Annotated in this window: 19 protein-coding genes; 11 read left to right on the top strand and 8 right to left on the bottom strand. The window is 67.1% G+C overall.

The genetic code is table 11. From position 1 onward, the window contains the following. Positions 1 to 159: 159 nt before the first annotated feature. From zipA to DOM66_RS00660, 3 genes are all read left to right on the top strand, one after another. Positions 160 to 1,437, top strand: coding sequence for a cell division protein ZipA (zipA, locus tag DOM66_RS00670; RefSeq protein WP_110688969.1), 1,278 nt, complete (start codon positions 160 to 162; stop codon positions 1,435 to 1,437). 203 nt (positions 1,438 to 1,640) lie between these two features. Continuing rightward, on the top strand, positions 1,641 to 3,674 hold the full coding sequence (gene ligA / locus DOM66_RS00665) for an NAD-dependent DNA ligase LigA (protein WP_110689154.1): 2,034 nt from the start codon (positions 1,641 to 1,643) through the stop codon (positions 3,672 to 3,674). A gap of 1 nt (position 3,675) precedes the next feature. Continuing rightward, positions 3,676 to 3,948: a YheU family protein gene (locus DOM66_RS00660; protein WP_110688968.1), complete on the top strand. Its 273-nt coding sequence runs from the start codon at positions 3,676 to 3,678 to the stop codon at positions 3,946 to 3,948. Between the two features lie 220 nt (positions 3,949 to 4,168). Here DOM66_RS00660 and DOM66_RS00655 read toward each other — a convergent pair whose 3' ends face one another. Next, positions 4,169 to 5,482 carry a 2-hydroxycarboxylate transporter family protein gene (locus tag DOM66_RS00655; protein ID WP_110675087.1) on the bottom strand — a complete coding sequence of 438 codons (1,314 nt, stop codon included), beginning with the start codon at positions 5,480 to 5,482 and terminating at the stop codon, positions 4,169 to 4,171. A gap of 268 nt (positions 5,483 to 5,750) precedes the next feature. Here DOM66_RS00655 and DOM66_RS00650 point away from each other — a divergent pair, with 268 nt between their 5' ends. Next, positions 5,751 to 7,415, top strand: a complete 1,665-nt coding sequence (locus DOM66_RS00650; protein WP_245392331.1) for an ATP-binding protein — start codon at positions 5,751 to 5,753, stop codon at positions 7,413 to 7,415. Further along, positions 7,412 to 8,146, top strand: coding sequence for a response regulator (locus tag DOM66_RS00645; protein ID WP_232825177.1), 735 nt, complete (start codon positions 7,412 to 7,414; stop codon positions 8,144 to 8,146). The genes DOM66_RS00650 and DOM66_RS00645 overlap by 4 nt, the downstream gene beginning before the upstream one ends. A 105-nt stretch (positions 8,147 to 8,251) precedes the next feature. On the opposite strand, the gene mnmC is transcribed toward DOM66_RS00645, so the two are convergent. The 3 genes from mnmC to DOM66_RS00630 all read right to left on the bottom strand — a co-directional run bounded on the left by mnmC (position 8,252) and on the right by DOM66_RS00630 (position 11,317). Next, entirely contained in the window at positions 8,252 to 10,288 is a 2,037-nt protein-coding gene (mnmC, locus tag DOM66_RS00640; RefSeq protein WP_110689152.1) for a bifunctional tRNA (5-methylaminomethyl-2-thiouridine)(34)-methyltransferase MnmD/FAD-dependent 5-carboxymethylaminomethyl-2-thiouridine(34) oxidoreductase MnmC, read from the bottom strand. 178 nt (positions 10,289 to 10,466) lie between these two features. Beyond that, entirely contained in the window at positions 10,467 to 10,766 is a 300-nt protein-coding gene (locus DOM66_RS00635; protein ID WP_110688967.1) for a YciI family protein, read from the bottom strand. Then, positions 10,766 to 11,317 carry a septation protein A gene (locus DOM66_RS00630; RefSeq protein ID WP_110688966.1) on the bottom strand — a complete coding sequence of 184 codons (552 nt, stop codon included), beginning with the start codon at positions 11,315 to 11,317 and terminating at the stop codon, positions 10,766 to 10,768. The genes DOM66_RS00635 and DOM66_RS00630 overlap by 1 nt, the downstream gene beginning before the upstream one ends. Before the next feature lie 101 nt (positions 11,318 to 11,418). Here DOM66_RS00630 and DOM66_RS00625 point away from each other — a divergent pair, with 101 nt between their 5' ends. Further along, on the top strand, positions 11,419 to 12,405 hold the full coding sequence (locus DOM66_RS00625; protein ID WP_110675082.1) for a PHP domain-containing protein: 987 nt from the start codon (positions 11,419 to 11,421) through the stop codon (positions 12,403 to 12,405). A gap of 136 nt (positions 12,406 to 12,541) precedes the next feature. Then, a complete protein-coding gene (locus DOM66_RS00620; RefSeq protein WP_110675081.1) occupies positions 12,542 to 13,162 on the top strand; it encodes an L-threonylcarbamoyladenylate synthase in 621 nt (206 codons plus the stop codon). A 143-nt stretch (positions 13,163 to 13,305) separates the two neighbouring features. Here the strand turns inward: DOM66_RS00620 and DOM66_RS00615 are convergent, their stop codons facing one another. The 3 genes from DOM66_RS00615 to DOM66_RS00605 all read right to left on the bottom strand — a co-directional run bounded on the left by DOM66_RS00615 (position 13,306) and on the right by DOM66_RS00605 (position 16,985). Next, positions 13,306 to 14,094 carry a 5'-nucleotidase, lipoprotein e(P4) family gene (locus DOM66_RS00615; protein WP_110675080.1) on the bottom strand — a complete coding sequence of 263 codons (789 nt, stop codon included), beginning with the start codon at positions 14,092 to 14,094 and terminating at the stop codon, positions 13,306 to 13,308. A gap of 204 nt (positions 14,095 to 14,298) precedes the next feature. After that, on the bottom strand, positions 14,299 to 15,999 hold the full coding sequence (locus DOM66_RS00610) for a methyl-accepting chemotaxis protein (protein WP_110688965.1): 1,701 nt from the start codon (positions 15,997 to 15,999) through the stop codon (positions 14,299 to 14,301). Between the two features lie 92 nt (positions 16,000 to 16,091). After that, positions 16,092 to 16,985 (bottom strand): ion transporter, encoded by an 894-nt coding sequence (locus tag DOM66_RS00605; protein WP_110675078.1) that lies wholly within the window; start codon positions 16,983 to 16,985, stop codon positions 16,092 to 16,094. Between the two features lie 352 nt (positions 16,986 to 17,337). Here DOM66_RS00605 and DOM66_RS00600 point away from each other — a divergent pair, with 352 nt between their 5' ends. Continuing rightward, positions 17,338 to 19,269, top strand: coding sequence for a GGDEF domain-containing phosphodiesterase (locus DOM66_RS00600; RefSeq protein WP_110688964.1), 1,932 nt, complete (start codon positions 17,338 to 17,340; stop codon positions 19,267 to 19,269). A gap of 60 nt (positions 19,270 to 19,329) precedes the next feature. On the opposite strand, the gene DOM66_RS00595 is transcribed toward DOM66_RS00600, so the two are convergent. Continuing rightward, positions 19,330 to 20,241 (bottom strand): CYTH domain-containing protein, encoded by a 912-nt coding sequence (locus tag DOM66_RS00595; protein ID WP_110688963.1) that lies wholly within the window; start codon positions 20,239 to 20,241, stop codon positions 19,330 to 19,332. A 127-nt stretch (positions 20,242 to 20,368) separates the two neighbouring features. Between DOM66_RS00595 and DOM66_RS00590 the strand changes: the two genes are divergently transcribed. The 3 genes from DOM66_RS00590 (at position 20,369) to argA (ending at position 23,788) form a co-directional block, all read left to right on the top strand. Then, positions 20,369 to 21,049: a TIGR00153 family protein gene (locus DOM66_RS00590; RefSeq protein ID WP_110675075.1), complete on the top strand. Its 681-nt coding sequence runs from the start codon at positions 20,369 to 20,371 to the stop codon at positions 21,047 to 21,049. Between the two features lie 53 nt (positions 21,050 to 21,102). After that, entirely contained in the window at positions 21,103 to 22,371 is a 1,269-nt protein-coding gene (locus DOM66_RS00585; protein WP_110675074.1) for an inorganic phosphate transporter, read from the top strand. Positions 22,372 to 22,477: 106 nt separating this feature from the next. After that, the gene (argA, locus tag DOM66_RS00580; RefSeq protein WP_110675073.1) at positions 22,478 to 23,788 is read left to right on the top strand and encodes an amino-acid N-acetyltransferase; all 1,311 of its coding nucleotides are present in this window, start codon (positions 22,478 to 22,480) and stop codon (positions 23,786 to 23,788) included. Positions 23,789 to 24,351 lie beyond the last annotated feature (563 nt).

Genomic DNA, 24,351 nt, shown 5'->3' with positions numbered 1-24,351 from the left:
TAGGGAAAATTGAAGGGCGGTTGCTGGCGGGCAAAAACTTTACTTGACAACGAAAAAAAGTCGCCCATTTTAGGAAAATCACGCTATGCTAGAGCCCACATGCCGCAAGCATGTTGTCCTCTACCCGCATAGTGGCACCGCGAACAGGCAAGACGACCCATGGAACTAAGAGAGTGGCTGATCATCCTGGGGCTGGTTTTGGTGGCGACCATCGTGATCGATGGCTTTCGTCGTCTACAGCGCCAACGTCGTGTTCCGCGCCTTGACCAGGCGATGGAATCCAGCGGAAGCGACGCCGAATCCCACGTGGATCCGGAAGAGGAGGCCCGTGCGGCCGAGATCAACTGGGAATTGCCCAATGGAGGGGCACGTGTCGTCCGGCCGGCGACGTTCGAGCGCAGCAGTGATGGCGCCGAACCCATCCGCCCGGCCGAACCCAAGCGTCAGGAGCGGATTCCCGACGATCAGATCAAGGGCGGTGTGTTCGGCCGCTACAAGTCGCGCACCTCGTTCGCCGACATGCAGGAGAATGTCAGGAGCGCGATGAAGGCCGGGGCCAAGCGGGTCAGCGACTCCGCCCATCGCCTGGGTCAGAAACGCGACGAGGCCGCGGCCGCGCGCGACGAGGCTGCCCACGCCCGCGCGCAGGAGCGTCTGCATGAAGAGCCGCGTCTGTTCACCGCCGAACCCGCCGAGGCGAGTGATGGCCGGCAAGCGCGCGCTGACACACCGCACCTGGATGCCTCGCGTCTGCAGATCACCGCGCTGACACCGGCCGGCGAGATGCCGGCTGCGAGTGAAACGCCCAAGGCTGCCGCGGAGGCAGTCGAGGTACGCGAAACTGCCGATGCGACGACTTTCGATCAGGCAGCTTTCGATCGGGCGACCCAGGACGAGGAAGCGCCGCGGCGCGACGTGGTCACCACGCATCCGGCGGTGGAGCGCGCCAAGCGCCATCACGTCAGTGCGGCACGGGCCCGCGAAACCCTGTCGAATGCCGAGGAAGTCATCGTCATCAGCGTGCTGGCGCGGACGGAAGAGGGCTTCGACGGCACCACGCTGCTCAACCTGATGCTGGCCTGCGGCCTGCGCTTCAGTGAAATGGGTATCTTCCATCGCTACGAGACCGAGGCGAGCGACAGCGAGCTGCAGTTCTCGATGGTCAACGTGCTCAAGCCGGGCGTGTTCGATCTCGACAAGATGGATGAGATCGTCACCCCTGGGGTCACCTTCCTGATGCCGCTGCCCGGCGCCAATGACACCGCCGCGGCGTTCGAAGCCATGCTCGAGACTGCGATGGTGCTGGTGCGCCATCTGGGTGGCGAGCTCAAGGACGAGAACCACAGCGTGATGACCGCACAGACGATCGAGTTCGCGCGCCAGCGGGTGCAGGAGTTCGAGCGCCGCCACCGGCTGCATCGCTATCAGGCCAACTGACACAGCCCGATACGACACGCGGTAGCGGTATTGATGACGGGGCCTTCGGGCCCCGTCGTCGTTGATGGGCCCAGCCTGCGCGATGGCCACTGCCTGCGTGACGGCCCCTGCCTGTACCGGCAGTGGTGTCATCGATGGCGTTCGGCCTGCCCGCCGCCTTCCGCTACAATGCCCCCACCCTGTCAGCGATCGAACCGGACGCCATGAGCCAGACCCCACAAGCGGCGCAGGATCGCGCCGCGACCCTGCGTCAGCAGCTCGAAGACGCCAACTACCACTACTACGTCGAAGACGCGCCGCAGCTCACCGATGCCGAGTACGACCAGCGCTTGCGCGAGCTGCAGGCACTGGAAGCCGAGTACCCTGAGCTGGCGACGCCGGACTCGCCGACCATGCGCGTCGGTGCCAAGCCCGATAGCGGCTTCCCCGAGATCGAGCACGTGGTACCGATGCTGTCGCTCGACAACGCCCTCGACGAAGAGGAGCTGCTGGCGTTCGGCAAGCGGGTGGCCAAGGGGCTGGAGCGCGACGCCTCGGCGCTGGTGTTCTGCTGCGAGCCCAAGCTCGATGGCCTGGCGGTATCGCTGGTCTACGAAAATGGCTATCTACGCTATGGCGCGACCCGCGGCGATGGTCGCACCGGCGAGGAGATCACCAACAACCTGCGCACCCTGCGCTCCATCCCGCTCAAGCTGCGTGGCGATCAGTGGCCGGCGCTGCTCGAGGTGCGCGGTGAGGTCTACATGCGTCACTCCGGGTTCGAGGCGCTCAATGCCCGCGCCCTGGAGAACGGCGACAAGGTCTTCGCCAACCCGCGCAACGCCGCGGCCGGCAGCCTGCGCCAGCTCGACCCCGCGATCACCAACCAGCGCCCGCTGGAGTTCTGCGCCTATCAAGTGGCGCGCATCGAGAGCGATGTCGAGCTGGCCGCCACCCACTCCGGGCGCATGGCCCTGCTGCGCGACTGGGGCCTGCCGACCAATCCCGAACTGGCGGTGGTGGAGGGGATCGACGGTGTGGTCGACTTCTGCCGCCGCCTGGGGGAGAAACGTGAGTCGCTCGACTACGATATCGATGGTGCGGTGATCAAGCTCGATGCGCTGAGCGATCACAACGTGCTGGGCTTCGTCTCACGCGCGCCGCGCTGGGCGATCGCCTTCAAGTACCCCGCCCAGGAGCAGGTGACGCAGCTGCTCGACGTCGAGTTTCAGGTCGGACGGACCGGCAAGCTGACCCCTGTGGCCAAGCTCGAACCGGTGCAGGTGGCCGGGGTCACCGTCTCCAACGCCACCCTGCACAACATGGATCAGATCGCGCGGCTGGATCTGCGCATCGGCGACAGCGTGAGGATCTACCGTGCCGGCGACGTGATCCCCAAGGTGGTCGAGGTGGTGCGCGAGCAGCGCCCGACAGATGGTCGCGAGATCGTGCTGCCGGAGAGCTGCCCGGTATGCGGCTCGCGGGTCGAGAAGCTCGACGGCGAGGTCGATGCGCGCTGCTCCGGTGGACTCTACTGCCCGGCGCAGCGCAAGGAGGCGCTCAAGCACTTCGCCAGCCGCCGCGCGCTGGATATCGATGGCCTGGGCGAGAAGCTGATCGATCTGCTGGTCGAGCGCGAGTGGGTCGAGACCCCCGCCGACCTGTTCCGGCTCGAGGCTGCGCGCCTCGCCGAGCTGCCGCGGCTGGCGGAGAAGTCCGCCAACAACCTGGTCAAGGCCCTGGAGACGGCCAAGCACACCACGCTTGCGCGCTTCATTTATGCCATCGGCATCCGCGAGGTGGGCGAGACCACCGCGGCCAATCTGGCGCGCCATTTCGGCACCCTCGAGGCGCTGCGCCACGCCGAGCTGGAGGCGCTGGAAGCGGTCGCCGACGTCGGCCCGGTGGTCGCCCATCACGTTCATACCTTCTTCCGTCAGAGCCATAACCAGCAGACGCTGGACGACCTGATCGCCGTCGGCGTGACCTGGAAGGAGGAGGAGGTCGGCGAACGTCCGCAGCCGCTGGCGGGCCAGACCTGGGTGCTCACCGGCAGCCTTGAGAGCATGACCCGCGATGACGGCAAGGCGCGCCTGCAGGCGCTGGGGGCCAAGGTCGCAGGCTCCGTCTCCAAGAAGACCGCCGCGGTGGTCGCCGGCGAAGCGGCGGGAAGCAAGCTGGAGAAGGCCATGCAGCTCGGGGTCGAAGTGATCGACGAGGCCACCTTCATCCAGCGTCTGGCCGAGTGGGAGGGTTGAGATGAGCCGTTTCGTCGAAGTCCCCCACCGCATGCTGCCGGCACAGACGCTGGATGCGCTGCTCGAGACCTTCGTTACCCGTCAGGGATACGACACCACCGACGTCGCCAGCGACATGCACGACTGGGTGCGCGAGCTTCGGCGCCAGCTCGAACGCGGCGAGCTGCTGATCGTCCACGATCTGCAGACCGAGTCGACCGAAGTGATGACGCTGGCCCAGTGGCAAAGCTTCGGTCGCGCCGTGGCCGACGACGAGGAGGAGGGCGACTGGTAGGTCGTCTGGCGCGTGAATGAACGCCACAAATGACAACGGCGCCCGCAGGCGCCGTTTTTCACTGCATTCACCCGAAGTCTAGGGCTCGTACGAAAAGTCGGCGAGCGAAGGCAAGACAAGGCAAAAATCGGCGAAAACGCGGAGTTTACGGGGTGTAAATGAGCATTTTGAGCCGATTTTTAACGCCGTATTGCCGAGCGCAGGCAGTTTTCGTACGAACCTAGGTGAAGAACAGCGGCACCACGATGCTCGAGATCAGCAGGATCAAGGCGCCGCCGAGGCGCGATGAGATCTGCGCGAACGGCATCAGCTGCATGCGCTTGGCCGCGGAAAGCACGGCGACGTCGCCGGTGCCGCCCATGTTGGCCATGCACAGGCCGGCGGTGATGGCCGACTCGATCGGATAGAAACCGACCAGCTTGCCCACCAGCCCGGCGCCGAAGGCCGCACCGGCGACCACCGCGAAGACGATCAGGACGTAGGTGACCGAGATGGCGTCGATGACCTGGCCGAGATCGGTGTAGGCGATGCCGATACCGAACAGCAGGGCAAAGGTCCAGTTCTTGGCGACGAACTTGAACCACTGCGCCGCGGCTTCGTTGACCGACTCCGGCACCACGTTGACGATCTTGAGCACGGCAACCAGCACGATCATCAGCGCGTAGGGGTGCAGCGGAATGAAGTCACCCAGGATCTCGCCGGCGACGAAGAAGGTCAGCGCCGCGACCAGGCCGATGCCCAGCTTGGAGAGGTCGGGATTGCTCTCGCGCTCTTCGATCTCCACCCCCGGCATCATCTGCCCGTTGCCGGTCAGGCTCGGCATCCGGTTGCCCAGACCGTTGAGCAGGCCGGCGATGATGATGGCGAAGACGTTGCCCAGCGCCAGTGCCGGGACCAGGATCGAGATGTAGTAGCTTGCCGGCTGACCCAGGAGCTGCTCGTAGATCTGGCTCATCGGCACTGCGCCGGCGCCCATGCCGCCGCCCATGATCGGCAGCGTGATCACCACCACCGCATCCTGCGGCGAGAAGCCCAGCAGCCAGCCCACCGCCACCGCGAACAGCGCCGCGAACAGCACCGCGCAGGTCAGCGGCAGGGCGTAGCGCGAGCCGACCTTGACCAGCACCTTGGAGTCCATGCCCAGGATGCTGCCGGTGATCAGCGCGGCGATGTAGAAGTTGAGAAAGCCGCCGCTCTTCATGAACTGGGTGACGTTGTCGGTGACGTCGGTGGGCAGCCAGTTGACGTAGGCCAGCGCCGCGGCACCGAAGATGGCGAGAATCGCGCCACCGCCGAGATAGCTCTTGATGATCGGCAGGCGGTCGCCGAGGAAGCCGAGCAGCTCGCCGAAGATCATCATCACCAGCAGCGCGCCGATCATGCCGGTGGGAATCGTATCCGTGGCGATGGCGGCGATCAGCACCAGCGTGGCGATGGCGAACAGCGGTAGCGGAATGCCGAAGATCGGCGTCGACAGCCAGTGGCGCGGTCGGGCCGACTCGGCGTGAGCGTTTTGCGTCACGGTTGCGGTCATGGTTCACTCCCAGAATTGCGCGCCCTGCCGGGCGGGTAGGCAGCAGGATAAGAAGCGAGGCGGCGGCGGCCAAACTTTCTGAAGTTAACTAAGCCTTAATAAAATATTGAAAGGGAGCGGCGCGGTGCCGGCACAAAGCGCCTGGCCGGGGAATACCCCCTTGGTCTAAAACCACGGCATCTAGAACGAGGCGGCTAAAACGTCAGCCTCGAGCCGTGATCCGACATCACACCCCCCGATTTGCCCGTGCCACCCTCGGATAGCCATCGTGAAACGACTGCGTCTCAGTGCCCAGATCTTCATCCTCGTCGCCAGCATGATCGTGCTGACCCTGGGGGTGGCTTTTCTGCTGTTCGACTACCAGCTCAAGGCGAACCTCGAGCGCGCCCAGGGTGAGCGGGTGATGGGGCTGGCGGCGGTACTCGCCGACCGCAGCGACATCCGCCGGGCGCTCGAAGCCACGCCGGTCGTTCATGATGCCGACTCGGCCCTGCGCCAGCACATCGAACGTCTGCGCGAGCGCCTGGGGGTCGACTTCATCACCGTGATGGATCGCGACCATCTGCGTCTCACCCACCCCGATCCCCGGGAGGTGGGGCGCCACTTCCGCGGCGGTGACGAGGGGCCGGCGCTGGCGGGCGAATCCTATGTATCGCGCTCCGAGGGCACGCTCGGGGTGAGCATCCGCGGCTTCGCCCCGGTGCGTGCCGACGACGGCCGGGTGATCGGTGCGGTGGCCACCGGTGTCACCCTCTCCCGTGTCGGGCTGCTGCTGGCCGAGAAGCGCCAGGTGGTGCTGCTGGGCACCCTGCTGCTGATGCTCGTCGGCGGTCTCGGCGCCTGGTGGCTGGCGCGCTACATCAAGCGCATCCTGCTCGGCTTCGAGCCGCACCAGATCTCGCAGTGGGTGCAGGAGCGCCAGGCGCTGCTGGCGTCGCTCCACGAGGGGGTGCTGGCGATCGATGCCGGCGGTGAACTGAGCCTGATCAATCCGGCGGCCCGCGAGCTGCTGGCGCCGGTGGGGGCGGCACCCGCCGCCGACGTGCCCGCCACCACCCTGGCCCAGCTGTTCGGCGACGGCACCCCGGCGCTCGACCAGCGGCTGACCCTCAACGGGCGCGCGCTGATCGTCAACCGGGTGCTGATCCGTGAGGGGGCCCGGCCCCGCCGCCGTGGGCGTGAGGCGGCCACCGAGCGCGGCGCGGTGCAGGGTGACGAGACCCGCGGCGGCGGCAGCGTGGTGACCCTGCGCGATCGCAGCGAGGTCAACCGCCTGGCCGAGGAGCTGACCGGGGTCAGCCGCTACGCCCAGGCGCTGCGGGCTTCCACCCATGAGTTCAAGAACCGCCTGCACGTGATCCTGGGGCTGGTCCAGCTGCGCGACCTGGGGCGCCTCGAACGCTACCTGCACGAACTCGACGATACTCTGATCGCCCCCGCCGCGGCGCGCGTTTCGGGGGTCAAGGACCCGGTGCTGGCGGGCTTTCTGCTGGCCAAGGGCAGCGAGGCGCGGGAGCGGCGCATCGAACTCGAGGTCGAGCTGGAGAGCGATATCCCGGCGGCGGCCGAGGAGGAGGTGTGCCACCTGCTGGTGACGATCATCGGCAATCTGCTGGAGAACGCCTTCGAAGCGGTCGCCGGGCGCGACGAGCGCCATGTCACCCTGACCCTGGGGCTGGATGCCGGGGCGCTGTCGCTGCACGTAGCCGACAGCGGTTGCGGCATGGACGCGGCCCAGCGCGGCGAGGTGCTGGAGCAGGGGGTGTCGACCAAGGGCGAGGGGCGCGGCTACGGTCTGGCGATGGTGCGGGCCCACGTCGACTCCCGCGGCGGCCATCTGGCGATCTATTCCACCCCCGGACGTGGCACCCTGGTCGAGGTGACATTACCCTACGCGGTAGCCCCATCCTGGATTACCGACGGAGTGACATGAGCATGCGTGTACTGGTGGTAGAAGACGACCCGATGGTCATGCGGCTCAACGTCGAGTTTCTCAATCGTATCGAGGGGGCCAGCCTGGTCGCCCAGTGCGAGGATCTGCCCGCCGCGCGGGACGTGCTGCAACGCGAGCCCGTCGATCTGCTGCTGCTCGATGTCTATCTGCGTGAGCACAACGGCCTGGCGCTGGTGCGCGAGCTGCGCCGCCAGGCCCGTGATATCCAGATCATCCTGATCACCGCGGCCTCGGAGATGGAGACGGTGCGTGAGGCCAAGCACCTGGGCGTCGACGACTACCTGGTCAAGCCGTTCGAGTTCCAGCGCTTCCAGGAGGCGCTGAGCCACTGTCTGGATACCCATCGGCGGCTGGCCGGACTGCCGGCGCGCGCTCACCAGCGCGACGTCGACGCGCTGTTCCGCCGCGATGGCGCCGTCGCGGCGCCGCCCCAGCGCCCGGGCGACCTGCCCAAGGGGCTCACCCTCAATTCGCTGTCACAGGTGGCGCGAGCCGCCGCCGAGCACCACGAAGCGACCTTCACCACCGAGGCGCTGAGCGAGGATACCGGGATGTCACGGGTGTCGGTGCGCAAGTACCTCAAGCATCTGGTGGACCAGGGCGTGCTCGAAGAGTCCTTCCACTACGGCCATATCGGCCGCCCCTCCTTCACCTACCGCTGCCTCGACGCCGAGACGCTGGCGCGGCTGGGCGGTACGCCGGCCCCCTGAGCGACTTCTTTTCGAGACCCCTCGACCGGCCCAGGCTATCGATGGCGCAAGGCGACCGACAGCTTCAGGTGACCGATAGCGGGGCCCGCGATGGCGGGCCGCCACTCACGCCTGCCGGATCAGCTCGGCGATCAGCCGCCGCCCCGGGTGCAGATGGTCCACCAGCTCGCGCTCCAGCGGCAGCGGCTCGTCGTGAAGGCGAGAGGCGATCAGCTCGGCGCACAGCGGTGCGCTGACCAGCCCGCGGGAACCGTGGGCGGTGCTGACCCAGAGCCCCGGGTGGTGACGACCGGGGGTGGTGAAGCGCTGCCGCGCATCCTTGGCCAGCGCGGCGTACTCCTGCCGCCATCCGGCGCTGTCTGGCAGCGGCCCGGCGTAGGGTGTCTTGTCCGGGCTGGCGGCGCGCACGCTGGCGCGACCGTCGAGCGCGGCCAGGGCCGCCGCCTCGCCGTCGGCGCAGAGCGTGGCGTGCAGCGCCGGGGCGGTGCGCGAAAGCTCATCCAGGTTGCGCTGCTGGTCGGCCTCGCGCAGGCGCGTATCGCCATCTTTGGGGGTGAAGGTGGCGCCGAAGGTGAGCCTGCCCGCGTAGGGCGGCAGCACATAGCCCTCGCCGCACAGCACCTGCGCCGGGGCGTCCGGTGCCGTCCACGGCAGGCTCGCGATCTGGCCGCGTACCTGCTGCAGCGGCAGGCCGTCGAGCCAGGCACCACTGGCATGGCCGCTGGCGAACACCACTTGATCCACCTGCAGCTGGCCATCGGAAAGCGCGAGCTGCCAGCCCGCGTCGATGGCTTCGAGCGAGTCGAGCGTCGCACGGCGGTACTCGACCCCCGGTGTCGCCGCCAGCCGCTGGCACAGCGCCGCCGGGTCGACCCAGCCCGCCAGCGGGTAGGCCAGCGCCGAATGCGCCAGCGGCGTGCCTGCCAGCTCGCTGGCGCGGGCCGCATCGCAGCCGCTGACCAGCGTCTCGGGTAGAACGTAGTTGTCCAGGAAGCGCTGCTGGCGGCGCTGCTCGCGTTCGCCGATGGCGAGCTGCAGCAGGCCGCTATCGCGCCACAGGCTGCGTTCCGGGTCGAGGGCCGCCAGCCAGCGCTGCACGTAGAGCAGGGCAGCCAGGTAGAAGCGGCTCTGCCGGTTGGTCTCCGCCGCCAGTTTCACGTAGAGCGCCGCCTGTGGATTGCCCGAGGCGCCGCTGGCGATACCCCCGCGGTCGATCAGGCTGACCCGGCTACCGCGGCGCGCCAGCGCCTCGGCCACGCTGGTGCCGGCGATACCGGCGCCGATCACTGCCACATGCTGGGCGGGGCGCGGCGGCGGCGGGATGAACCAGGGCGTGGCCGCGCGCGGCGCGGAGCGCCGTGTCGGGCACTGTGACGCGTGCGGGGTTGTCAGCCCATCGGGCTGCCATTCACCGCGCAGCATCTCGCGCTTGCGGCCGAACCCGGGCACCTTGCGCCAGCGGAAGCCCTCGGCGGCGAGGCCGCGTCGGACCAGCCCGGCACAGGTGAAGGTGGCGAAGGTGGCGCCCGGACGGCTGGCCGAGGCCAGCGCGGCGAACAGCGCCGGCTGCCACATGTCGGGGTTCTTGGCCGGGGCGAAGCCATCCAGGAACCAGGCATCCACCTGGCCGTCGAGCCGCGCCAGGCAGGCGGCGGCATCGCCGAAGTGCAGATCCAGGGTCACCCGCGGCGAGAGGCGCAGGCGGTGGACGCCCGGTACCGGCTGCGGCCACTGCGCGATCAGGGCCTGGGCACGGGTGGCGAAGTCCGGCCAGCTCTGCCACACCCGCTGCAACGCCTCGCGCGAGAGCGGGTGCTTCTCGGTAGAGATCAGATGCAGCCGCGCCGCGGCAGGGGCGTGCTGTTCGAAGCACGCCCAGGCGCACAGCAGATTGAGCCCGGTGCCGCAGCCGGTCTCGCCGATCACGAAGGGGCGTGCGGTGTCCCAGGTGCGGAAGCGGCGCGGCAGGTCGTTGTTGTCGAGGAACACGAACTGCGTCTCCGCGCGGCCGTTGTCGCGGGAGAAGTAGACGTCGTCGTAGCGGGTCGAGAAGGGCGCTTCCTGCTGCGCGGCATCCTGGCGCCAGTCGAGTTCCGCTGGCTCCAGGCGCTCGCCGAAGACGGCGAGTCGATCGTCGGTCATGGGGGAGAAGGTCTCGCAGTGGCCGGTTTTTTGCGCGTAGGTGATCAAAAAATGATCGACTCGCGCCAGCGGACGTCGTTTCCGGGGCAGCGAAAGGCGTCCGCGGGATCTTCACAACGTTATCCACAGCAGCTGTGAAAAAGCCCTCACCGAAGACTTGTGGATAACGCTCGGCGGTTCAGGGCAGCACGTGCTTGAACGGTTTGACCTCGACCTGGGCGTAGACGCCGGCGGCGACGTAGGGGTCGGCCTCGGCCCAGGCCCGGGCGGCTTCCAGCGACTCGAACTCGGCCACGATCAGACTGCCGCTGAAGCCGGCTTCGCCCGGGTCCTCGCCGTCGATGGCGGGGAAGGGGCCGGCCAGGATCAGGCGGCCGTCGTCGCGCAGCGCTTCCAGCCGCGCCAGGTGCGCCGGGCGCGCTTCGCGGCGCTGTGCAAGGCTCGAATCGTTGTCGTGACCGATGATGGCGTAGCGCATCAGGAGGGCTCCTCAGGGGTGGAACGGGACATGTGACGTGCCAGGAACAGCGCTTGTCCGACCACGAACAGCAGCGTCAGTCCGAGCATGCCGAACAGCTTGAAGTCGACCCAGGTCGCTTCGTCGTAGTGGGTGAAGACGAAGACGTTGAGGATCGCCATGGCGAAGAAGAACAGCACCCAGGCGAGATTGAGACGCCGCCAGACCGCCGCCGGCAGTGACACCGCCTTGCCCATCATGCGCTGCGCCAGGGTCTGGCCGCCGAACAGCGGCGAGAACAGGAAGGCGACGCCGAACAGGGCGTTGATCACGGTCGGCTTCCACTGGATGAACGCCGGATCGCGGAAGGCGATGGTGGCCCCGGCGGAGGCGATCACGATGATCGAGGTGATCAGCAGCATCTTCTCGATGCGCCGCTGGCGCCACCACACCACGCCGAGCTGGATCACGGTGGCGGGGATCAGGATGGCGGTGGCGCTGATGATATCGCCGGTCAGATGGTAGACGGCGAAGAAGATCGCGATGGGTAGGAAGTCGAACAGCAGTTTCATGCGCAGGGCTCCGAGAGGGCGGGGCGCGGATTGACCGCGACGGCGGCGGCCCTCACCATGTGCGGCCTATTCTGACAAAGACGCCCCCCGGCGTCATGCCCATGTCCGTTGCTGCCAGCGATTCCGAGAAGACCGCCGCGCCGTCCGAACGAGCGCCGTTGACCGCCGCCACCTCGCTGGACGAGGCTCGCGGCATCGATCTGCACCTGCACTCCAGCGCCTCCGATGGCCGGCTCACGCCCACCGAGCTGGTGGATCTATGCCATGCCAAGGGGCTTTCGCATATCGCGTTGACCGACCACGACACCCTGGCGGGGGTCGCGGAGGCGCGCGAGCGCTGCGCCCACCACGGCATGCGCCTGCTCTGCGCCAGCGAGCTGTCGTGTCAGTGGCGCGGCATGACGATTCATGTCGTGGCGCTGCTGCCCCAGGGGCCGAGTGCGGCATTCGACGTCAGCCTCGTGGGGCTGGCCGAGGCGCGGGTGCGGCGTGCCGAGGAGATCGCCCGGCGGCTGGAGAAGCTGGGACTCGACGACGCCCTGGCGCGGGCGCGGGCGATCGCCGGAAGTGAGCGCCCACTGGGGCGGCCCGATTTCGCCCAGGCGCTGGTCGATGCCGGGCTGGCGGCGGACCGCCAGGCGGCGTTCAAGCGCTACCTGGGGGCCGGCAAGCGCGGTGACGTCAAGACCCACTGGCCGGCGCTCGAGACGGTGGTCGGCTGGATCGTCGAGGCTGGCGGTGTCGCCGTGGTCGCGCATCCGCTGCGCTACGGCATGACCCGGCGCAAGCGCGACCTGCTGTTCGAGGCCTTTATCGGCGCTGGTGGGCAGGCTGCGGAGTTAGTGAGTGGTTACCAGAATCGCGATACCACCTTCGACCTCTCGCGCCAGCTCGCGCACCATGAGCTCTACGGCTCGCTCGGCAGCGACTTTCACTTCCCTGGCGGTGCGCTGGCGCCCGGCACCCTGAGCCCGGCGCCGCGCTCGCATGTGCGTCCGGTGTGGGCGCATCCCGCCCTGGCCGATTTCGTCACGCCTATCGAGCCGTCTCCCACCGAGCCGTCTCTGGCGGAACCCTCTTCAACCTGAGTCTTAGCGGCAGGCGCCAGGCGCGCCATCTGTTACGCTGACGGTGAATGGCGCCGCTCGCGGCGCCTTGCGTCATTCCGGTGCGCCGCCAGCGCGCGGCGGCCGTGGCGGGATCCGACCCCAAGGAGGGCACGACATGACCCAGTTTTTCCAGATCCACGCGCAGAATCCGCAGAAGCGCCTGATCGATCAGGCGATCGGTATCCTGCGCCAGGGTGGCGTGGTCGCCTATCCGACCGACTCCGGCTATGCGCTGGGCTGCTGCCTGGGCGAGAAGAAGGCGATCGAGAAGATCAAGTGGCTGCGCCAGCTCGACGACCGCCACAACTTCACCCTGGTCTGCTCCGATCTTTCCGAGATCGGCACCTACGCCAAGGTCGACAACAGCGTCTTCCGCCTGCTCAAGTCGCACACCCCCGGGCCCTATACCTTCATTCTCAACGCCACCACTGAAGTGCCGCGTCTGCTGCTGCACCCCAAGCGGCGCTCGATCGGTGTACGCGTACCCGACCACCGCATCACCCATGCGCTGCTCGAGGCCCTCGGTGAACCGCTGATGAGCGTGACCCTGATCCCGGTCGACGAGGAGCTGCCGATGACCGACGCCGAGGAGATCCGCGAGCGTTACGGAGCGCACATCGATCTGATCATCGATGGCGGCGCCTGCCATCTGGAGCCGACCACGGTGGTCGATCTGCGCGACATTCCGCCGACGCTGGTCCGCGAGGGCCGCGGCGACCCCGCGCCGTTCCGCTGAGGCGCGTGCCGCGATACGTCACTGCGGCAATTCACGAGCGACAGTCGGTGCCTGTAAAGCCAGCGCCCCCGCCGGGAAACCCCGGCGGGGGCGCTGCGTTTTGATCATCCCGCCTGGCGGCCGGCGTGGCCGCCCTATCGTGATCAATCCGTCTTGAGCGGGGCCGCCCAGCCCTCCAGCGTCGCGTCGCTCCAGCTGCCGTAGCTGGCATTGGGGAACATGATCCAGTCGTCGCCGAAGTGCGCCGCCTGCTCGGCCACCAGACGCTTCTGGGTTGCCAGGTCAGCGTGGTGGAAGTCGCCGGAGAAGTCGGCCAGGGAGTCGCCGAGCTGCAGCACCAGCTGATAGTCGCGCTCGATGGCGGCGCGGCGCTTGGCCTTGGAGGGCCCCAGCAGGCGCACCTGGGCGTCGTTGACCTGAGGCAGTCGCAGCGCCTTCAGCGTCGCCAGCGTGGCGGCCTTGTTCTGCTGATAGCGGTCGGAGACGTAGAAGATCGTCACACCGTGAGCGTTGGCGTAGTCGAGGAAGGCCCGTGCCCCGGGGATCAGACGCGGATGCCCCTCGCGCTCCCACACCTTCCAGGTATCCCAGGTGGTGAAGTCGTGACATGCCTGCATGTCGCGCACCAGCAGCGCGCTGTTGTCGATCACCGTCTCGTCGAGATCGGTCATGATCGCCAGATTGGTGGCATCGGGGTGGGCGGCGATCTTCTGCGCCAGGCGCATCGTGGCCAGGGCGTAGTTCTGACGCTGCAGTGCCTGGATCTCCGCGGACTGCTGCTGGTAGCGCAGCGCCATGGCGTACTCCTTGGGCGCACACTCGCTGGCGCTTGCGGTATTCGACGTCTCGGCACTGGCATTGGCGGCGAACAGCAGGCCTCCGAGCAGCAGGGCGCTGGCGACACCGCGGCTGAGATGGGCGTTGATTGTCATCTTGTTCTCTCCTGACATTGGCGATGCCCGCGTGTCGCGGGCGACCCGGCTACCATAGAGAAGCGCCGGCGGCGCTTCAAACCGCACCATTCGGCGCTTTCCGGCGTGCCGCGCTGTTCCGGCCACGGCTGTTGGTCATATTGGCCGGTCATATTGGTCGGTCATATTGGCCGGCTGAGTTGGCCGGCCTGACAGGCTGGCGTGCTATACCGAGAGCGCTTCCAGATGGCGCTCGTGCGCCTGGCGGGCCGCCGGCCGGGCAGCGTGCGCGTCGGCGCTGGGGTCGTTGGCCGGTGTCCGCTGCGACATCTCGGCTTCGCCATCGAATTCCACGGCGGTCTCCCGCTCGGGGCCGGCGTCCGGCGTCTCCCCGGCGCCGAGCCGGAATGCCTCGACGCTGTCGCGCTGACGCTGGGCCCGGGCCTCGAGGTCACGGGTGGCATCCAGGGTCTGCGCCGCCAGCTCGACGTTGCGCTGGGTCGCCGAGTCGATCGAGGCGATGGCCTGGTCGATCTGCGCAATGCCCTCGTGCTGCTGCTGGCAGGCGGTGGTGATACTGTCGAGCAGCTCGCTCAACTGACGGCTGGAGTCGACCGCGGTATGCAGCGACTGGCCGGCCTGGGTGAGGACGTCGGCGCCTTGCTGGACCTGCTGATGGGTGCCCTCGATCTGCTCGCGGATGGTCTTTGCCGCTTCCGAGGAGCGCGACGCGAGATTCTTCACCTCGGCGGCGACCACCGCAAAGCCGCGGCCGTGGTTACCGGCCCGGGCGGCCTCCACCGAGGCATTGAGCGCCAGCATACTGGTCTGGTAGGCGAGCGAGTCGATCATGGCGATCACTTCGAGGGAGGCCTGGGAACGTGCCTGGGCGGCTTCCATCTCGTTCACCGCGGTGGCCATCTGCTGGCCGCTATGGTCGAGATGTCGGCGGCTCTCGTCGGCCAGATTGCGGCCGCGCTCTGAGTGCTCGGCGGTGTGCCCGATGGCAGCAGTGATCTGCTCCATGCTCGACGAGGTCTCCTGCAGCGCCTGGGCCTGCTGCTGGCTCTCGTCGTTGAGGGCGTGACTGGCCTGGGACAGGCGCCGGGCGTCGGCGCTCAGCGCGTGGCTCTCCTGCTGGAGCTGGGCGACCAGCGCCGTCAGCGAGGCTTGCATCTTCGCCACCCCCTGCTTGAGCTGGCTCATCTCGCGCATGCCGCTGGTGGCCAGGCGCTGGGCCAGATCGCCGGCAGCGATGCCGGTCAGGTGCGAGCGCACCCGGCTCAGCGGATGCAGCAGGTGACGATTGACGCTGTAGAAGGCCAGCGCGAGCAGCGCCAGGGTGATGATTGCCGCCACGCCCAGGCCCAGCTCCAGCGCATCGACGTTGCGCTGCATGGCCTTGAGACTTTGACTGGCGTTGGTGGCGCCGGCCTGATTCAGCGCATCGAGCGCCTGGTCGAGTTCGTCGGTGAGCGTGTTGGTGTGCTTGACGCTCTCCTGGTAGGCCGACAGGTTCCAGGCCTTGAGCGCCTTGAAGCCGGGCTGGATACCGTCATCGACCAGCGCCTGGAAGCGTGCCTTGAGATCCACGTCGTTGTGTCCCGGCGCGAGCGTGTCGAGGGTCTCGCGGGCACGGGCGAAGGTGGTTTCGGCCTTGGCCCAGGTCACCTTGGCGGCCTTGACCTTGAGTCGGTTGTAGTCGGTCTGGTAGCTGTCGAGCAGGACCCGGGTCTGCATCAGGTCGGAGTAGATGGCGCGTGCCGTACCCAGGCGTTCGACGTTGAGGTGGTAGACGGAGGAGAAGGCGGCTTGCGCCTGTTTCATGGCGATATAGCTGCCGCCACCGATCAGCCCGATGAGCACGGCGAAGATGGCGAGCAGGGCGATCAGCCCGCTGCGAAGGGTCAGGCGAAACGGTTTCATGGCAGGCTCCTGGGGGCAGACGTCAATGCCTTCGGGAGTCTGTACGGCGAGTATCACAATATGATGACAAACGGTTACAATGCTGGCGAAGTTCAGTCGTCCCCGGGCGCCTTGTCCTGTTCCACGGACTCCTCGGGGGCGTTGGGGTCCTCGCTCTCTTCGTCGAGCCAGGTGCCGCACAGGCGGCAGTAGCGCGAGTCGCGTTCATGGCCCTCGTGGCCGCAGCCGGGGCAGGCTTCGTCGGAGTAGCGCTCATCGCGGATCGAGCGGATCACCTCGGCCGAAAACACGCCGGTGGGGACCGCCAGGATCGAGTAGCCGAGTATCATCATGAAGGCGGAGATGAACTGGCCGACCGGAGTGACCGGGGCGATGTCGCCATAGCCCACGGTGGTCAGGGTGACGATCGCCCAGTACATCGAGCGCGGCATGCTGGTGAAGCCGGCTTCCGGCGGTTCGATCATGTAGATCAGCGCGCCGAAGATGGTGATGATCAGCAGCACCGTGATCAGAAACAGCAGGATCTTGCGCTGGCTGCGGCGCAGCGCCTGCAGTAGCAGGCGGCCCTCGCCGACGAACTCCATCAGGCGCAGGACTCGGAACACCCGCAGGACGCGCAGGACACGCAGGACCAGCAGTGACTGGGCGCCGGGCAGAAACAGGCTGAGCCAGGTGGGGAGGATGGCGAGCAGGTCGAGCACGCCATAGAAGCTCTTCAGATAGCGCAGCGGGCGTTCCAGGCAGTAGAGCCGGAGCGCCAGTTCGAACGTGAAGATCAGCGTGAATACCCACTCGCTCAGGAGAAACCACTCACCGTAGCGCTGATGCAGGTGGGGCACGCTGTCGACGAAGACCACCATCACACTGAGCAGAATCAGCGTGATCAGCACGATGTCGAAAGTTTTGCCCGCGCGGGTATCCGATTCGAAGATGATCTGGAACAGCTGCTTGCGAAAGTTGGATTCCCCGGACTGCATGATGGGCATGCCCTGTATGTGAAACGGTGAGACAAAGGGGTAGCACCAGCGCGTGCGCCCCGGATGGCGTTAAACGTCTGCCGGCCGTGGCCGATAATCCGAGAAAGCACGGCTTGCGCAAGCGGGCAACCGCGTTGTGTCGGATACGAGCCGCCGCGGTGCCCGCCACGCTCGAATCAGTGTAACCGTGTACCTTCTTTCAGGCAGCCTTGGTCATGAGGGGATTCAATCAAAGGCTATGGATCGACCATCGCGAATCCACGCCGGGTGGTGCGGCAGTGCGCCGCGACATGCGACGCCGGAACATGAGCTACCGTGATATGAGGCATCGTGACATGAGGCACCGCGAGGACCCGCAGGGATGAGTGGATCATCGAAAGCCGCATCCGAGGCGCGCGACGAACGCCTGATCGCCCAGATCGGCGCCATCGGCGACCAGCTGTACCAGGCCGTCGACGGCTCCTTCGACTTTGACGTCCATACCGACAGCGACGAAATCGCGATCCAGGAGCTGGCCCGGCTCAACAACGTCACCCTCGATGCGGCGCGGCGCACCATCGGCGAGTTGGAGCAGGCCCGGCGTGAGCTCGAAGCGCGGGTCGAGGAGCGCAGCCAGCGCCTCAACCTGATTCTGAGTGCCTCCAACGATGGCATCTGGGAGTGGGAGATCGATTCGGGCCAAGTCACCCTGTCGCCGCGCTGGGCCAGCATGTTGGGGCAGCACGCCGCCGAGACTCGCCAATCCCTGGAGAGCTGGCTGGCACTGATCCATGCCGCGGATCGTCCGGCGGTGGAGCGTGCGCTCTACCAGCATCTGGATGGGCTCAGCGATGCGGTCGATATCGAATATCGTGTGCGCAACGCGCGCGGTGCCTGGCGCATGATGCTGTGTCGCGGGCTGTGCCAGCGCGACGAGCAGGGCCGCGTGCTGCATATGGCCGGCACCCTGAGCGATACCACCGAACAGCGCCTGAGCGACCCGCTCACCGGCCTGCCCAATGGCGCCTATCTCGACCTGCTGCTGCAGGAAACACTGGCCAGTGTGCCGCGTCCGCCGCTGTCGCTGGTCAAGTTCCAGCTGCTCAACGTGGCGCAGCTGTTCGACGGCTCTGCGGTCCAAGACGCCATTACCGCCCTGCGTACGCTGTTGCAGAAGCTGCGCCAGCGCTTGCCCGCCCGGGTCGCGTTGATGGCGCTGCCCGAGCACACCTTCGCCATGGTGCTGGAGCTCGATGCCGTGGCCGAGCTCGACCGTCTGCTCGAACCGGTCGAGGCGCTGTTCGCCGAACCGGTGGCGATCGGCGGGCGTCTGGTGTGGATGTCGCATGTCAGTGGGGTGGCGATCGTCAATCCCCAAGAGGTCACCAGCGCCGAAGAGTGGCGCCATCAGTCGCGTCTGGCCCTGGCCAGCGCGCGCCAGTCGGATGTCGGCACCCGTTGCTACTACAGCGAGTCGCTGCGCCAGTGGGAGCGGCAGCAGGGGCATGCGGAGCAGTTGATCCGCGCTGCGCTGGCCAACGCCGGGGTGCGCTGTTTCCTGCAACCGATCGTCGATATCGTCAGCGGCACGGCGCGGGGGTTCGAGGCGCTGATGCGCCTGGAGGACCCGGACGAGGGACTGGTCAATCCGGGCACCTTCATCGAGGTGGCTGAGCGCACCGGCCTGATCTCCCCGCTCTGGGAGATGCTGATGGATCAGGCACTGCCGGTCCTCAACGACCCGGGCATGCTCGCACGCTTCGGCGATGACTTTCTGATCAGCGTCAATCTGTCGTCGCGTCAGCTGATGGATTCGCGTCTGCTCGATCTGATGCTGGCGGCCTGCGAGCGCCACGCGGTGCCGCAGTCGCGGCTGCAGGTCGAAGTGACCGAGAGTGCGGTGCTGAGCGATCCGGTGCGTGCCTCACGCATACTCGAGCGCATGCGTGCCGCGGGCATCCAGGTGGCGATGGATGACTTCGGCAGCGGCTACTCGTCGCTGGCGCAGCTCACCTCGCTGCCGCTGGACACGGTCAAGATCGACCGCAGCCTGGTGCTGGATGTGGACACCTTGCCGCGCAAGCAGCACGTCCTGGCAGCGGTGGTCGCGCTGTGCCAGCGCCTCGAGCACGGCGTGGTGGTCGAAGGGGTCGAGGACTGGGAGACGGTGACGATGCTGCGCGAGTGGGGGGTGCGCGAGATCCAGGGTTTCTTCTACGCTCGGCCGATGCCGATGGCGCAACTGATCAAGCAGTTCGAGCTGCCGCTACCGCTGGCGGCGGCCGGCGCGTCGGCCAACGATGCCGCCGGCTAGGGTTCCACGCCGCTACTCTCAAGCCTCTACTCCCACGCCTCTACTCCCACGCTTCAGCCTTCAGCCGAGCCGACGCAGTGCCAGCCACGCCGTACTCGCCCACGGCATCTCACCGCCGCTCAGGGGGGCCGAGAGGGTCGCCAGTGCCGGGTGGGCGTCCCGCGTGGCCAGGGCCGCCAGGCGTGTCTGGGCGCAGCGCAGCCAGGCGGGGTCGCCGCTGTCCTGCCAGGTGTCCAGCGCCTCGATCAGCGTATCCAGGGTCGCCTCCGGCTCATGCGCCGGCGGCCGCGGCCAGCCTTGGCGCAGGGCGCCGGCGCGGCTTGCCTTGCTGTGGTTGGCCGGGCGCGCTGCCAGCGGCGTCCCGCTGGCGGATGCCTCTGCGGGGCTGTTCTCTTGCTTGCTCTGATGCCCGTCCTCGCCGGCCGGCTGGCACAGCCTGGCTGCCAGCCGCCACAGCGCTTCCGGTGCCCCTGCCTTCAGCTCCAGCTCCAGTTCGCGGATCGGCAGGGTCGCGCCGTCGGCGCGGATCTCGCCCTGATCCAGGGCGATCTCGATCTCGTCTTCGCCCTCGCGGTAGCGCCAGGTGTGGCGTTCGAAGTCGGTGGTGAAGGCTGGGCGCAGGCGGGTCAGATCGATGCCGGCCAGGGCCGGATGGTCGAGTTCGCGCAGCCCGGCTTCGTCGAGCCCGGCGGCATTGCACGGGCGGTCGTCGAGCGACCACTCCCACTCGCCGCGGCTCGACAGGCCGCCGCGGCTGACGGCGGCGCTCTTGAGCGTCTGCACGCGCTGCTCACCGATCCGGCGCACGCGCAGGGCGACCCGCGCCGCTTCCAGCTCGCCGTCCGGGGTGTCGTAGTAGAGATTGCCCAGCGAGTGGACGGCGGCGCTCAGCCCCTGCAGCAGGGGATGCTCGGCCAGCCGTGCCGGCGCGGACTCGGCGAGCGCCAGTTTGAGTTCGATTTCGTCGCTCATGTGCGCTCCCGCGTTGGCTTGAATGGGAAACTGTAAGCCTTCGTGTCGCGTTCATGAATTTTTCATGACGCCCCGAGGCGCAATCATTATACTGGCGCCGCCACTTCCAACGCATCCAGGCCACGCTATGGTGAGTACCAATCCGTTCTCGGCACTGTTTGGACGTTCGCCGTTCCAGCCGCTGTTGGCCCACATCGTCAAGACCAGCGAGTGCGCCGGTCAGCTCCTGCCGTTCTTCGACGCGGCGCTGAGCGGTGATTGGGATGCAGCGCGCGGTTACCGCGAGGCGATCACCCAGCTCGAACACGAGGCGGACGAGCTCAAGACCCAGCTGCGCCTCAACCTGCCCAATACCATGTTCCTGCCGGTGTCGCGTTCCGACCTGCTCGAACTGATCAGCGTGCAGGACAAGATCGCCAACAAGGCGCGCGATATCACCGGCATCATGCTCGGCCGCAACATGAATATCCCCGACCCGCTGGCCGAGCCGATGCGCGATTACCTGCGCACGGCGGTGGCCACGGTGGATCAGGCGCGCAAGGCGCTGGAAGAGCTCGAAGACCTGCTCGAATCCGGGTTCGGCCGCAACGTCGCCGACGTGATGCAGAACCTCATCCGCGAACTGCACGAACTCGAGCACCAGGCCGACGACCAGCAGATCGCGATCCGTCGCCAGCTGTTCCAGCTCGAAGCCGAGCTGCCGCCGGTCGACGTCATCTTCCTCTACAAGATCATCGAATGGATCGGCGAGCTGTCCGACCGCGCCGAGCGTGTGGGTAGCCGCTTGCAAATTCTGACGGCCCGCTGATCGCGGGCCTTCTGTTTACGCCTTCGTCACGCCACTCATAGCGAACTGAGCCTATGTCCATCATTGCGCAATACGGTGATGTCTTCATCATTCTCGCCTGTGTTTTCGGCTTCTTCATGGCTTGGGGGGTCGGTGCCAACGATGTCGCCAATGCCATGGGAACATCGGTCGGCTCCAAGGCGATCACGATCCGGCAGGCCATCATCATTGCGGTGATCTTCGAGTTCCTGGGCGCCTGGCTTGCCGGGGGCCAGGTCACCGAGACGATTCGCAAGGGCATCATCGACGCCAGCCTGCTGCAGCAGGACCCGCAGATGCTGGTCTACGGCATGCTCGCCTCGCTGCTGGCGGCCGGGGCCTGGCTGATGATCGCGTCGTTGAAGGGGTGGCCGGTCTCTACTACCCACTCGATCGTCGGCGCCATCGTCGGCTTCGCCATCGCCGGGCTGGGCGTGGACTCGGTGCACTGGGGGGCGGTCGGCACCATCGCCCTGAGCTGGATCACGTCGCCGCTGATCGCCGGGGTCTTCGCCTATGTGCTGTTCCGCTCGGTGCAGGTGCTGATCTTCGACAACCCCGATCCCTTCGCGGCGGCCAAGCGCTACGTCCCCGGCTACATCTTTCTGGTCGGCTTCATCGTCTCGATGGTGACCCTGGTCAAGGGGCTCTCCCACGTCGGGCTCGCGCTGAGCTTCGGCGAGAGCCTGCTGCTGGCGACCGCCTTCGGCGTGGTGATCATGCTCTTCGGGGTACTGCTCGAGAACCGCATCAACCGCGGCGAACGTCGTTCGCGTGGGCAGTACGATTTTTCCAGCGTCGAGCGCATCTTCGGCGTGCTGATGATGTTCACCGCCTGTGCCATGGCCTTCGCCCACGGCTCCAACGACGTCGCCAACGCGGTCGGTCCGCTGGCTGCGGTGATCAGCGTGGTCGAGAGTGCCGGCAACGTCGGTGGCTCGGCGGCGATGCCGTGGTGGGTGCTGGTGCTGGGTGGCGGCGGTATCGTGGTCGGCCTGGTCACCTATGGCCACAAGGTGATCGCCACGGTGGGCACCGGGATCACCGAACTCACCCCGAGCCGCGGTTTCGCCGCCACGCTCTCCGCCGCCTCCACGGTGGTGCTGGCGTCGGGTACCGGGCTGCCGATCTCGACCACCCATACCCTGGTCGGCGCGGTGCTGGGTGTCGGCCTGGCCCGCGGCATGGCCGCACTCAACCTGCGCGTGCTCGGCTCGATCGTCCTTTCGTGGCTGATCACGCTGCCCGCCGGGGCGCTGCTGTCGATCATGTTCTTCTTCATGTTCAAGGGCATGTTCGGCTAGCGCTGGCACGAAAACTGGCCTTGCCCGCGCCGACGCGCGGGCGGGGCGCTCTGGTATAGTGATGGCTCGCCCCCCGAGCCAACCCACTTGCCGGAGCATCCCTCCATTGGATTCGCGTTTTCCCTTCGTCGACTGGTTCCGTAACTCGTCCCCCTATATCAATGCCCACCGCGGCAAGACATTCGTCATCCTGATCGAAGGGGCGGCGATGGCGTCGTCGCGCTGGGACCAGCTGCTGCAGGATCTGGCGCTGCTGCACACGCTCGGCGTGCGTCTGGTGCTGGTCTATGGCATTCGCCCGCAGGTGAGCGCGGCGCTGGAGGCCGAGGGCATCGAAGTGGAGCGGGTCGAAGGGCGCTGGGTAGCCCACCGCGCGATCATGGATCACGTCGAGCGCATCGCCTCGCGCCAGCGTCTGGATATCGAGGCGCAACTCTCGCTGGGGCTGCCCAACACGCCGCTGCACGGGATCGAACTCACCGCGGTCTCGGGTAACCTGGTCACCGCCAAGCCGCTGGGCGTGCGTGGCGGGGTCGACTTCGATCACAGTGGCGAGGTGCGCCGGGTGCGCAGTCAGGCGATCGAGAGCCTGCTCGCCGGCGGCAATCTGGTGATCCTGCCGCCGCTGGGCTACTCGCGCACCGGCGAGGTGTTCGACCTCGACGCCGCCGATATCGCCCAGCATGTCGCCGTGGCGCTGAAGGCCGACAAGCTGATTCTGCTCGGTGAATCGGCGGGGCTGCACGATGACGACGGCCAGCTGCAGCGCCAGCTCGGCCCGGCCCAGGGGGAGAGCCTGCGTCAGCAGGCCGACCCCGGCAGCGAGCTGTGGCGCCATCTCGGCGCCGCCTGCGAGGCGGCCCGCCACGGCGTGGCGCGTACCCACCTGCTCTCGTGGCACGACCACGACGCCCTGCTGGGTGAGCTCTTCACCCGCGACGGGGTGGGCACCATGATCACCCAGAACCGCTACGAACAGCTGCGCCAGGCGGTGCTGGACGACGTTGGCGGTCTGCTGGCGCTGCTCAAGCCGCTGGAGGCGCGCGGCATGCTGGTAGCGCGGACCCGCGAGCGTCTCGAGCACGAGATCGACGACTACGTGGTGATCGAGCGCGACGGCATGATCATCGGCTGTGCCGCGCTGCACCGTTTCCCCGAAGCGGCGATGGGGGAGCTGGCGTGTCTCGCCGTGCATACCGATTACCGCCGTGGCAGCCGCGGCGACACACTGCTCAGCGAAGTCGAGCGCCGCGCCAGGCGCCAGGGGTTCGCCCAGCTCTTCGCCCTGACCACCCACACCACGCACTGGTTCTTCGAGCGTGGCTTCGAGCTGTCCAGCACCGAGGCGCTGCCCGGGCTCAAGCGCGAGGCCTACAACCAGGCTCGGCGCTCCAAGGTGCTGTTGAAGTCGCTCTGAAGCGACACCTTTTGGCCCGGGTTTCGGGTCGGGGTGTCTCTTTATGGATACATGTCAAGTTTCTGATCAATAAGCATTTATTGAAAATCGCCGATAAAGCGTCGCTCATTGCCGACGCTTTGGCGCGCCAATTCCTTCCGTTGCCACCGTGTCTCCCTCCCGTCGATGATCGTCGCTGTTTGTGCCATTAATAAGTTGTTGTTTTTAAAATAAAAATAAAAAATTGGCACACCCTTGGCAATATCATTCTCCGAGAGCGACGAGACGAATCTTCCGAGTTCGTCTCATCGAGTCTCGCCGCGGCCCATCATCACCCTGTGCCGGGCCCGGTGAACTCGAGAGCGTCCGCTCCACGCGATGTGTGACTTAGGTTGCGATGAGACGGGTGCGGCCTGCGGGCAAGGAGATGCACCATTAGGGCAAGGACGCCCCGGCAAGGATGCCTTCCCCCTCCTGCGAGGGGACCATTTTATGACCGGCCGCTGCGGCGACCGGTTCAGGACTGGGACAGGCGGTTCGCCGCCACGTGTTACGACAGCCCCTGATTGGCAGATGTCGTCATC

The organism is Salinicola endophyticus (assembly GCF_003206575.1).
In the GTDB taxonomy this organism is placed as follows: Bacteria; Pseudomonadota; Gammaproteobacteria; order Pseudomonadales; family Halomonadaceae; genus Salinicola; species Salinicola endophyticus.
This window is presented reverse-complemented; position numbering and strand designations above follow the sequence as displayed.

Excerpts from the sequence above, each read along its gene's own strand:
- DOM66_RS00610 (WP_110688965.1), bottom strand. The coding sequence starts at position 15,999 with ATGAAACCGTTTCGCCTGACCCTTCGCAGCGGGCTGATCGCCCTGCTC.
- DOM66_RS00615 (WP_110675080.1), bottom strand. The coding sequence starts at position 14,094 with ATGACAATCAACGCCCATCTCAGCCGCGGTGTCGCCAGCGCCCTGCTG.
- zipA (WP_110688969.1), top strand. The coding sequence starts at position 160 with ATGGAACTAAGAGAGTGGCTGATCATCCTGGGGCTGGTTTTGGTGGCG.
- DOM66_RS00595 (WP_110688963.1), bottom strand. The coding sequence starts at position 20,241 with ATGAGCGACGAAATCGAACTCAAACTGGCGCTCGCCGAGTCCGCGCCG.
- DOM66_RS00645 (WP_232825177.1), top strand. The coding sequence starts at position 7,412 with ATGAGCATGCGTGTACTGGTGGTAGAAGACGACCCGATGGTCATGCGG.
- DOM66_RS00600 (WP_110688964.1), top strand. The coding sequence starts at position 17,338 with ATGAGTGGATCATCGAAAGCCGCATCCGAGGCGCGCGACGAACGCCTG.
- DOM66_RS00590 (WP_110675075.1), top strand. The coding sequence starts at position 20,369 with ATGGTGAGTACCAATCCGTTCTCGGCACTGTTTGGACGTTCGCCGTTC.
- mnmC (WP_110689152.1), bottom strand. The coding sequence starts at position 10,288 with ATGACCGACGATCGACTCGCCGTCTTCGGCGAGCGCCTGGAGCCAGCG.
- DOM66_RS00620 (WP_110675081.1), top strand. The coding sequence starts at position 12,542 with ATGACCCAGTTTTTCCAGATCCACGCGCAGAATCCGCAGAAGCGCCTG.
- DOM66_RS00605 (WP_110675078.1), bottom strand. The coding sequence starts at position 16,985 with ATGCCCATCATGCAGTCCGGGGAATCCAACTTTCGCAAGCAGCTGTTC.
- DOM66_RS00625 (WP_110675082.1), top strand. The coding sequence starts at position 11,419 with ATGTCCGTTGCTGCCAGCGATTCCGAGAAGACCGCCGCGCCGTCCGAA.
- DOM66_RS00660 (WP_110688968.1), top strand. The coding sequence starts at position 3,676 with ATGAGCCGTTTCGTCGAAGTCCCCCACCGCATGCTGCCGGCACAGACG.
- ligA (WP_110689154.1), top strand. The coding sequence starts at position 1,641 with ATGAGCCAGACCCCACAAGCGGCGCAGGATCGCGCCGCGACCCTGCGT.
- DOM66_RS00630 (WP_110688966.1), bottom strand. The coding sequence starts at position 11,317 with ATGAAACTGCTGTTCGACTTCCTACCCATCGCGATCTTCTTCGCCGTC.
- DOM66_RS00655 (WP_110675087.1), bottom strand. The coding sequence starts at position 5,482 with ATGACCGCAACCGTGACGCAAAACGCTCACGCCGAGTCGGCCCGACCG.
- DOM66_RS00635 (WP_110688967.1), bottom strand. The coding sequence starts at position 10,766 with ATGCGCTACGCCATCATCGGTCACGACAACGATTCGAGCCTTGCACAG.
- DOM66_RS00585 (WP_110675074.1), top strand. The coding sequence starts at position 21,103 with ATGTCCATCATTGCGCAATACGGTGATGTCTTCATCATTCTCGCCTGT.